Raw genomic sequence first — 9973 nt, forward strand, 5'->3', positions numbered from 1 at the left:
TCATGCAGGGCATCGCCGTCGCCATCACCGCCGGGGCAACCAAGGCCGATTTCGACCGCACCATCGGCATCCACCCCACCGCGGCCGAGGAATTCGTGACGATGCGGACACAGACCAGGGTTGCCGGTCCCGGTCTTGGCGCCGTGTAGCGCCGCGCTACATTTCACGTTTATAAAGGCGGAATAGGAACGCCCCCGGAGAGACCATGGACACCATCCCCCCTGCGCCGCTCGACAATGGCTGGACACCGCATAGCTGGCGCAACTGCCCCATCCGCCAAGTGCCCAGCTACCCGGACCCGGCTAAGCTCTCGGCCGTGGAGGCCCGCCTGGCCAAGTATCCGCCGCTCGTTTTTGCTGGCGAGGCGCGCAACCTCAAGGCCCATCTGGCCCAGGCGGCGCAGGGCCAAGCCTTCGTGCTGCAAGGGGGCGACTGCGCCGAGAGCTTCGGCGACTTCACCGCCAATGTCATCCGCGACACCTTCCGCGTGCTGCTGCAAATGGCCGTGGTGCTCACCTTCGGCGGGCGCATGCCGGTGGTGAAGCTCGGCCGCATGGCCGGGCAGTTCGCCAAGCCGCGCTCCTCGGACACCGAGACCGTGGACGATCTCACCCTGCCCTCCTACCGGGGCGACATCATCAACGCCCCCGAATTCACCGCCGAGGCTCGCATCCCGGACCCCGCCCGCATGGAGTTCGGCTATTTCCAGTCCGCCGGCACGCTCAACCTGCTGCGCGCCTTCGCCTCGGGCGGCTATGCCGACCTGCACCAGGTGCATCGCTGGAACCTCGATTTCGTCGAGCATTCGCCGCTGGCCGACCGCTACCGCGACCTCGCCGCGCGCATCGACGAGACGCTCGGCTTCATGGCCGCCTGCGGCCTGAACAGCGCGACCACGCCGCAGATCCGCGAGACGGATTTCTACACCAGCCACGAGGCGTTGCTGCTCCCCTATGAGCAGGCGCTGACCCGGCAGGATTCCACCACCGGCGACTACTATGCCTGCTCGGCGCATTTCCTCTGGATCGGCGACCGCACCCGCCAGGCGGACGGCGCGCATGTGGAGTTCATGCGCGGCATCCGCAACCCGATCGGCATGAAGGTCGGTCCCTCGATGCAGGAGGACGACCTTCTCCGTATCATGGACATTCTGGACCCGCAGAACGAGCCTGGCCGCCTGACGCTGATCGCCCGCATGGGTGCAACCAAGGTGGCGGACAAGCTGCCCCCGCTGCTGCGTGCCGTGAAGCGCGCCGGGCGCACCCCGGTATGGCTGTGCGACGCGATGCACGGCAACGGCATCACCACCGCCGCCAAGGTGAAGACCCGCCGCTTCAGCGACATTGTGGCCGAGCTGAAGGGCTTCTTCGACGCGCATCAGGCTGAGGGCACCATTGCCGGCGGCGCGCATTTGGAGATGACCGGGCAGAACGTCACCGAATGCGTGGGCGGCGCGCGCGGCCTCTCCGAGGACAATCTGGGTGAACACTACGCCACCTTCTGCGACCCGCGGCTGAACGCCGAGCAATCGCTGGAGCTGGCCTTCTACCTTGCTGAGGAGCTGAAATCCCGCCGCGCGACGAGATTCGCGGCGTGACACCCTCGCCGCTGTCGGACGCGGACATCACCGCGCATACGGATTCCTACTTCAACCGCACGCGCAAGATCGTCACCCGCTTCGGCGATGCACGCGTCACCTACGCCATCTTCCTGCGCCGCCCGGTGGTCTCCGCCCCGGCGCTGATGCTCGACTGGCTGGAAGCCGTGGCCCGCAAGCGGGGCGAAAAATTCCACATCGAGCTGCTGCACAAGGAGGGCGAGTGGGTCGGCGCGGGCGAGCCGCTCGTCTACATCACCGGCAGCTTCGTCGCCCTGTCGGACCTCGAGACCATCGCGCTGCAGAAGATCGGCGCCGCCTGTGTCGCCGCGCATAACGCCTTCCAGATGAGCGTCGCCCTACCCAACGCGGCCTTCCTGGCCATGGAGGCAAGGCACTGCGCCGGGGCCGAGATGCAGGAGATCATGGCCTATGCCGCCGCCGTCGGCTCCCGTGCCGCCCAGGCCGAGGGTGCCCGCGGCTTCATCGGCGGCGCCAATGACTGGACGGCGCATTACTTCAACGCCCCGTTCGGTTACGGGACCATGCCGCACGCCCTTATCGGCTACGCGGGCTCCACCCTGCGCGCGGCCGAGATGTTCGTGGAAACCTTCCCCGAGGACCCGCTGACCGTGCTGGTGGACTATTTCGGCCGGGAGGTGACTGACGCGCTTGAGGTCTGCCACCGCTTCCCGCATCTGGCCCAGACCGGACGGCTCTCCGTCCGGCTGGACACACATGGCGGCCGCTTCCTGGAAGGGCTGGACCCGCAGGAAAGCTACGCCGTGCTGGAGCGCAACGTCCCCGGCGTGCTGCGCCGTTACCGCAGCCAGACGGAGCTGCGCTACCTCATCGGCACCGGCGTCTCCGCCGCCGCGATCTGGAGAATGCGCGAGGTGCTGAACGAGGCCGGCTTCCCTGCCGCGCGCATCGTCGCCTCCTCCGGCTTCGGCGTGGAGAAATGCTCGGTCATGGCCGACGCCAAGGCGCCGCTCGACGTGGTTGGCACCGGCAGCTTCATCCCCGAGATCTGGAGCGAGACCTACGCCACCGCCGATATCGTAGCCTATGACGGCAAGCCGATGGTGAAGGTGGGGCGCGAGTTCCTGCTCCGTAACGTGCAGCGGGATCTGAGCTGATGGCGGCACCAAACATTACCGGCGGCTGCCTGTGCGGCGCGGTGCGTTTTTCCATCTCCGCCGCCCCCATCATCACCCGCCAATGCTGGTGCCGGGACTGCCAGTATCTCGCCTCCGGCAATGCCACGGTAAATGTGTGCTTCCCGGCTGATGCCGTGCAGATCACCGGCGAGACTTCCGCCTTCCACAGCAGGGCGGCCAGCGGCAACCAGATGCTCCGCCGCTTCTGCCCCAGCTGCGGCACACCGCTGACCAGCGCCGCCCTCGCGCGCCCGCATCTGATCTTCATCCGCGCCGGTGCGCTGGACGACCCGAACCTTGTGAAACCCGCCATGAATATCTGGACCGCCAGCGCCCCTGAATGGGTTTGCCTGGACCCCACTTTGCCCGCCACTGAGCGCCAACCCCCACCTGCCGGATGAACCAAATCCTAAAAATCGCCATCGCGCAGATCAACCTGCATCTCGGCGCCATCGACAAGAACGTGGCGGCCATCCGCGCCGCGCGCGCCAAGGCGACGGCGCTGGGGGCGGATCTCGTGGTAACGCCGGAACTCTCCATCTCCGGCTACCCGCCGGAAGACCTGGTGCTGAAACCCGCCTTCGTCACCGCCTGCGAGGAAGCCGCCGAGACCCTGGCCCAGGACACCGCCGATGGCGGCCCGGCGCTGATCATCGGCACGCCCTGGAACAATGCGGGCAGGCTGCACAACGCCGCCTACCTGCTTGATGGCGGCGAGATCACCGCGCGGCGCGCCAAGGTGGAGCTGCCCAATTACGGCGTGTTCGACGAGAAACGCGTGTTCGTCGCCGGCGAGCCCACCGGCCCGATCATGTTCCGCGGCTTTCGCCTGGGGCTGATGATCTGCGAGGATTGGTGGCTGCCCGATGTCTCCGCCTGCCTCGCGGAAACGGGTGCGGAGGTGCTACTCTCCATCAACGGCTCGCCCTTCGAGGACGGCAAGCAGCCCCGGCGCATCCATCTGGCCACCCAGCGCGTGCTGGAAACCGGCCTGCCCTATATCTTCGCCGCCATGGTCTGCGGCCAGGACGAGGTGGCGTTCGACGGCGCCTCCTTCATCCTCAACGCCGACCGTTCGCTCGCGGTGCAGATGCCGCAATTCGCCGAGGCCGTCACACTTACCCAATGGACCCGCACGCCGCAGGGCCTCACCTGCACACCCCAGCCCATCGCCCCCCCGCCGGACCGGCTGGAGCTGATCTACCAGGCGATGATGTGGGGCCTGCGCGACTATGTGAACAAGAACGGCTTCCCCGGCGTGGTGCTCGGCCTCTCGGGCGGCATCGACTCCGCCATCTCCGCCGCCGTGGCCGCCGATGCCCTGGGGCCGGAGCGCGTGCGCGCCGTGATGCTGCCCAGCCCCTACACCTCCGCCCACAGCCTGGAGGATGCGGAAGCCTGCGCCAAGATGCTGGGCATCCCGTACGAAACCATCCCCATCGCCGGGGCGATGGAGGCGTTCGGCGCCGCCCTGGCCCCGGCCTTCGCCGGGCGCGCGCCGGACATCACCGAGGAGAACATCCAGTCCCGCTCGCGCGGGCTGATCCTCATGGCCATCTCCAACAAGTTCGGCCCCATGCTGCTCACCACGGGCAACAAATCCGAGATGTCGGTGGGCTATGCCACGCTCTATGGCGACATGTGCGGCGGCTACTCGGTGCTCAAGGACATCTACAAGACCACGGTGTTCGAGCTCTCCTGGTGGCGCAACGCCAGCCACCCGGCCGGCGCGCTCACCCAGCCTGGCCCGGCCATGCCGGAGCGAATCATCACCAAGCCGCCCTCGGCCGAGCTGAAGCCGAACCAGACGGACCAGGACTCCCTCCCGCCCTACGATGTGCTGGACGCGATCCTGGCGCATCTCATCGAGGGCGAACACGCGGTGGACGACATCGTGGCCGATGGCTACGACCGCGCAACCGTGCTGAAGGTGGTGCGCCTGCTGGACCGCGCCGAATACAAGCGCCGCCAAGCCCCGCCGGGGGTGAAGATCACCTCCCGCGCCTTCGGCCGCGACCGGCGCTATCCCTTAACTAACGGCTTCACAAATCTTATCAAATAGCAGCTCTGCTGCAACAGCTTCGTAAATTCATGGCTAGGCTCTGGCCTTTTCCGGCGAACCCGGTATTAACCCCTTTTGGCCCGGCGTCGCTGCCGGGCGCGTAAGTGGGAGTAGTGGTATCCGATGCCGGTGACGTTTTCCGCCGAGGATTTTGACCGGATCTTCGACTCGTCCGTGATCCGCCGGGCGCAGAGCCTCATGGCCCTGGGCTTCGTCAAGGATGTGAGCCTGAACGGCGAGACCATCGACGGCATCGTCGAGGACATGGACGGCACCCGCCGCACCACCTCCATCACCCCGGAGAGGAAGGGCAGCCGCATCTCCTTCGCCGAGCGCGAATGCTCCTGCGGCGAGCGTGGCTGCCGGCATCTGGCCGCCACCGCCCTGGCCGCGCTGGGCAAATTCCCGCAGCTGCGCAAGGCCGAACCGAAAGGGCTCATCGACACCATTATCCCCGCGAGCGAGCGTCCGCCCGGCCCGCCCCCGGCGCCGCGCATCCGCGCCACCGGCCGCCGCCCCAAGGCCGCCAACATCCTGCTGCCCGCCCTCCCCGAGGCACCTGAGCCCGGCGCCACGGTGCTGGAGCGCAAGGCCACCCCGGTGCTGCATCTGCGCCGCGTGCATGGGCCGGACGACCATAACCGCCAGCGCATGATCGACGTGCTGACGCTCGACTTCGACTATGGCGGCGTGCGCGTGGACGGCGCCGACGAGCAGCACTTCATCCGCGTGCGCTCGGGCGGGCAAATCGTGTTCGTCCGCCGCGATGTCGCCGCCGAGGTCGAGGCGCTGGACCAGCTCCGCCCGGACGGTTTCGTGCAGATGCGCGTGGCGGACGGCAAGTCCGCGCGCGGCCAGCGCGTGCTGGTGTTCCGCGGGCAAGAGGCGGCGGCCAAGTGGCACCATTTCGTCGCCGTGCGGGTGCCGGAACTCACCGCCCAGGGTTGGCTCAGCCATATCGACGCCAATTTCGGCCCGCAGCTCGCCGAGAATGTCGGCCATCTGGACGTGAAGGTGGAGGACGGCGAGGCCGGAACCTTCAGCCTCGAATTCGGCATCGAGATCGATGGCGAGCGCCACCCGCTGCTGCCGATCCTGGAAAACCTGCTCGCCCGCGGCGGCATCGAGGCGGCGCAGATCGTCGAAGGCGAGATCATCACCAGCCTGGAGGACGGGCGTGTGGTGAAGCTGCCGGCCGAGCGCATCAAGCGCCTGCTGGCGGTGATGGGCGACCTCATCGAATCCGCCGGGCGCACCGCCGAGAAATCCCTGGTGCTGCCGGTGGGCGCCGCCGCCACCGTGCTGGAGCTGGAGGATGTGCTCACCACCTCCTGGCAGAACGCGGCGGATATCGAGGCTTATGTCGAGCGCTTCCGGGGCGAGCCAGACATCATCCCGGTCGAGATCCCGCCCGCGTTCAAGGCCAGCCTGCGCCCCTACCAGCAGCATGGCGTGGACTGGCTGCAGCACCTGGCCAGTTATGGGCTCGGCGCCTTCCTGGCGGACGACATGGGCCTGGGCAAGACGGCGCAGACCATCGCCAATATCTGCGTGGAATATGCCGCCGGGCGCCTCACCGCCCCGGCGCTCATCGTCGTGCCCACCTCGCTGGTCGCCAACTGGACGGCCGAGCTCGGCAAATTCGCCCCGCACCTCAAGGTGGTGGTGCTGCACGGGCTGGAACGGCACGAGAAGCGCGAGAACCTGGAGGACGTGAATGTCGTCGTCACCACCTACACGGTGCTGACGCGTGACATCGAGGTCATGAAGGTGCTGCCCTGGCACGTGGTGGTGCTGGACGAGGCGCAGGCGATCAAGAGCCCCGAGGCCCGCGCCACCCGCGCCGTGTGCCAGCTCAAGACCACCAACAAGATCTGCCTCTCCGGCACGCCGATCGAGAACAATCTCGACGAGCTGTGGTCTCAGTTCGCCTTCCTCATGCCCGGGCTGCTCGGCGACCGCCGCGGCTTCACCAAGCGCTTCCGCACGCCCATCGAGAAGAACGGCGACCCGGTGGTGCGCGCCCAGCTGGTGCAGCGCATCCAGCCCTTCATCATGCGCCGCACCAAGCAGGAAGTGGCCACCGAGCTGCCGCCCAAGCACACCATCCTGCGCCGCATCACCCTGGCCCCGGACCAGCGCGAGTTGTACGAGACCATTCGCGGCACGCTGTACGAGACGGTGAAGGAGCAGATGGCCGAGCGCACGCTGGCGCAGAGCCGCGTCATCGTGCTGGACGCGCTGCTGAAGCTGCGCCAGGCCTGCTGCGACCCGCGCCTCGTGCGCCTCGGCAATTCCAACGGCGTGGAAAGCTCGGCCAAGCTGGACGACCTGATGGAGATGATGGGCGAGCTGATCCCCGAGGGCCGGCGCATCCTGGTGTTCTCGCAGTTCACCTCCATGCTGGACCTGATCAAGCCGCGCCTTGCCGAGGCCGGCATCCCCTTCGTGGAGCTGCGCGGCGACACGCGCGACCGCGCGACGCCGGTGCAGCGCTTCGAGGCCGGCGAAGTACCGCTGTTCCTGATCTCGCTGAAAGCCGGCGGGCGTGGGCTGAACCTCACCTCGGCGGACACGGTCATCCATTACGACCCGTGGTGGAACCCGGCGGTGGAGGCCCAGGCCTCAGACCGCGCGCACCGTATCGGCCAGACGAAATCCGTGTTCGTGTACAAGCTCATCGCCACCGACACGGTGGAGGAGCGCATCTTGGAGCTGCAACAGCGCAAGGCGGAACTCGCCAGCATCGCCTTCCAGGAAGGCGGCGGCATGGCTTTCAATTCCGAGGATATCGATTTCCTCTTCGGCGCCGACCGGGATGCGGAGGCGGAAGCCGCCTAAAACCTGAAACCTTCTTTCAAACCCGCTAGGCTGAGCCGTATGGCGGGGCTTTTTGAGCACCGGAGCGGAGCGTACATTAAGTACGTGAGCACCGGAGCGCAGAAAGGTACCGCCAGACGGCCAGCATAGTAGGGTTTGAAACGGAGGTTTTCGTGGGCAAGATCGTCTGGCTGGCATCCTATCCAAAATCCGGCAACACCTGGGTCCGGGCGTTCCTGCACAACTACATCCTGCAACCCGAGACACCGCACAGCATCAACAGCCTGGTGGAGTTCTCGGTTGCGGAATGCGCGGCGGCGTTTTTTCACGCCCCCGGCGAAAGCCTGAGCACCGAGCAGGTGCAGGCGCTGCGCCCGCAAGTCCATGAGCGCCTTACCCGGCTGCACCCGGACCTCGTGTTCGTGAAGACGCATAACGCCAATCTCGAGATGCACGGCGTGCCGCTCTGCACCCCGGCACACACGGCGGGGGCGCTCTACATCGTGCGCGACCCGCGGGACGTCGCGCTCTCCTACGCGGCCTACACGGGCAAGAGCGTGGACGAGATGATCGCCTTCATGGAAAACCCGGGTGCCGCCAATGCCAGCGACGACGCGCAGGTGTTCGAGCGGCTTTCCTCATGGTCGGAGCATGTGCGCTCCTGGGTGGCCTCGCCCCGGCGGCTGCTCACGCGCTACGAGGATCTGCTGGCCGAGCCGGAGCGCTATTTCGCCCGCATCATCCGCTTTCTCGGCACCGGCGAGGTCGAGGCAAAGCGCCTCGCCCGCGCCATCGAGTTCAGCAGCTTTGGCCAGCTTGCGGCGCAGGAGGCGGATCAGGGCTACAACGCCGCGAGCCTGAACGGAAAATTTTTCCGCCAGGGCAAATCCGGCCAATGGCGCGAGCGCCTGACGCCTGCCCAGGCCGAACGCATCGCCGCCGCGCATGGCGAGGTGATGCGACAACTAGGCTACGTTTAACGCGGCAAAAAGCCGACCAACCGCTCCGCCTCAGCCACGATCGGCTCGGCCACAGCCTCGGCCTTGCGCGCGCCATCCTGCAGAACGCGGTCCAGCGCCGTCGGGTCCTTCAGATATTCGCGGGTGCGGTGGCCAATCGGCTCGACATGCGCGATCAGCGCCTCGGCGAGCTGCTCCTTGAATGGGCCAAAATTAGACCCGGCGAAGCGGTGCAGCACCTCGCTCACCTTGTGGCCGGTGATGGCGGCGTAGATACCGACGAGATTGCGCGCCTCGGGACGGGCATCGAGGTCGTGCACATGCTCGGGCAGCGGCTCCGGATCGGTCTTCGCCTTGCGGATCTTCTGCGCGATCACGTCCGCCGTGTCGGTCATGTTGATGCGCGACATGTCCGACGGATCAGACTTGGACATCTTCTTGGTGCCGTCCCGCAGGCTCATCACGCGGGCGGATTCCTTCAGCACCAGCGGCTCGATGCGTGGGAAGAACGCCACGCCGAAATCATGGTTGAACTTCTCGGCGATGTCATTGGCCAGCTCGATATGCTGGAGCTGGTCGTCGCCCACCGGCACGCGGGTGGCGTGGTAGGCGTGGATGTCAGCCGCCATGAGGTTGGGGTAGGTGAACAGCCCGGTGGAGACTTCCTCCTGGTGCTTGCCCGCCTTGTCCTTGAACTGCGTCATGCGCTTGAGCCAGCCCATGCGGGCCACGCAGTTGAAGATCCAAGCCAGGCGCGCATGCGCCGAGACCGCCGATTGGTGGAACAGGATGCTGCGCTCGGGGTCGATGCCGCAGGCCAGCAGCAAGGCCGCCATCTGGCGCGTCTGCTCGCGCAGGGCGGCAGGTTCCTGAAAGGTGGTGATGGCGTGCAGATCGACGAGGCAATAGATGCACTCGTCATCCCCCTCCTGCAGCGCCACCCAGTTGCGCAGCGCGCCAAGATAATTGCCAAGGGTTGCGATGCCGGTGGGCTGAATGCCTGAGAATATGCGTGCCATGGCGCACGGTTTCGCCGCGTTTTCGGCTGCGGTCAACCGGCGGCTTTCGCAGCCCGGCGGCGGCGCAGGATGCGCAGGATCTGGTCCAGCTCGAACGCCCGCAGCAGAATCCCCGGGCCGAAATAGAAAATCCCGCCCACCAGCGTGAGAAGCAAAAACTCGGGAATGTTCGTCCGCCCGGCGGGCAGCAGCCGCTCGGTGGCGAAGAGGGCGAGCGCCATGACGGCCCCCGAGAGTAAGATGCGCGGCACGCGGTGGCTCGACAGCGCGTCCAGGCTGAAATGTCCGCGCCCGCGCAGCAGATACACCAAAAGCGCCGCGTTGAAGGCCGAGGAGAGCGAGGTGGCCAGCGCCGG

The 9973-nt window shown here is 66.9% G+C and carries 8 protein-coding genes and 1 pseudogene; 7 read left to right on the forward strand and 2 right to left on the reverse strand.

Going from position 1 to position 9973, the window contains the following annotated elements; all coding sequences use genetic code 11:
* The 7 genes from ACLPJJ_RS02575 to ACLPJJ_RS02605 all read left to right on the forward strand — a co-directional run.
* Positions 1–149 (forward strand): hypothetical protein (locus ACLPJJ_RS02575; protein WP_443589240.1); only part of this gene is annotated, 149 nt, incomplete at its 5' end.
* Between the two features lie 56 nt (positions 150–205).
* Positions 206–1597: a class II 3-deoxy-7-phosphoheptulonate synthase gene (locus ACLPJJ_RS02580; protein WP_443589232.1), complete on the forward strand. Its 1392-nt coding sequence runs from the start codon at positions 206–208 to the stop codon at positions 1595–1597.
* Positions 1594–2736 (forward strand): nicotinate phosphoribosyltransferase, encoded by a 1143-nt coding sequence (locus ACLPJJ_RS02585; protein ID WP_443589233.1) that lies wholly within the window; start codon positions 1594–1596, stop codon positions 2734–2736. The genes ACLPJJ_RS02580 and ACLPJJ_RS02585 overlap by 4 nt, the downstream gene beginning before the upstream one ends.
* Complete coding sequence (locus tag ACLPJJ_RS02590) at positions 2736–3158, forward strand: GFA family protein (protein WP_443589234.1); 423 nt, start codon at positions 2736–2738, stop codon at positions 3156–3158. Before ACLPJJ_RS02585 ends, ACLPJJ_RS02590 begins: the two co-directional genes overlap by 1 nt.
* Positions 3155–4819 (forward strand): NAD+ synthase, encoded by a 1665-nt coding sequence (locus ACLPJJ_RS02595; RefSeq protein WP_443589235.1) that lies wholly within the window; start codon positions 3155–3157, stop codon positions 4817–4819. Before ACLPJJ_RS02590 ends, ACLPJJ_RS02595 begins: the two co-directional genes overlap by 4 nt.
* A gap of 123 nt (positions 4820–4942) precedes the next feature.
* Positions 4943–7660: a DEAD/DEAH box helicase gene (locus ACLPJJ_RS02600; protein ID WP_443589236.1), complete on the forward strand. Its 2718-nt coding sequence runs from the start codon at positions 4943–4945 to the stop codon at positions 7658–7660.
* A gap of 152 nt (positions 7661–7812) precedes the next feature.
* The gene (locus ACLPJJ_RS02605; RefSeq protein ID WP_443589237.1) at positions 7813–8619 is read left to right on the forward strand and encodes a sulfotransferase domain-containing protein; all 807 of its coding nucleotides are present in this window, start codon (positions 7813–7815) and stop codon (positions 8617–8619) included.
* Here ACLPJJ_RS02605 and trpS read toward each other — a convergent pair.
* Together trpS and ACLPJJ_RS02615 are read right to left on the reverse strand one after the other, a co-directional pair.
* Positions 8616–9617, reverse strand: a complete 1002-nt coding sequence (trpS, locus tag ACLPJJ_RS02610) for a tryptophan--tRNA ligase (RefSeq protein ID WP_443589238.1) — start codon at positions 9615–9617, stop codon at positions 8616–8618. The genes ACLPJJ_RS02605 and trpS overlap by 4 nt on opposite strands.
* Before the next feature lie 32 nt (positions 9618–9649).
* A pseudogene (locus tag ACLPJJ_RS02615) lies at positions 9650–9973 on the reverse strand (murein biosynthesis integral membrane protein MurJ); the annotation flags it as partial.

Source organism: Acidocella sp. (assembly GCF_052326845.1).
Lineage (GTDB): Bacteria > Pseudomonadota > Alphaproteobacteria > Acetobacterales > Acetobacteraceae > Acidocella.

Coding starts and splice junctions, on each gene's coding strand:
- trpS (WP_443589238.1), bottom strand. CDS start 9,617: ATGGCACGCATATTCTCAGGCATTCAGCCCACCGGCATCGCAACCCTT.
- ACLPJJ_RS02590 (WP_443589234.1), top strand. CDS start 2,736: ATGGCGGCACCAAACATTACCGGCGGCTGCCTGTGCGGCGCGGTGCGT.
- ACLPJJ_RS02595 (WP_443589235.1), top strand. CDS start 3,155: ATGAACCAAATCCTAAAAATCGCCATCGCGCAGATCAACCTGCATCTC.
- ACLPJJ_RS02600 (WP_443589236.1), top strand. CDS start 4,943: ATGCCGGTGACGTTTTCCGCCGAGGATTTTGACCGGATCTTCGACTCG.
- ACLPJJ_RS02580 (WP_443589232.1), top strand. CDS start 206: ATGGACACCATCCCCCCTGCGCCGCTCGACAATGGCTGGACACCGCAT.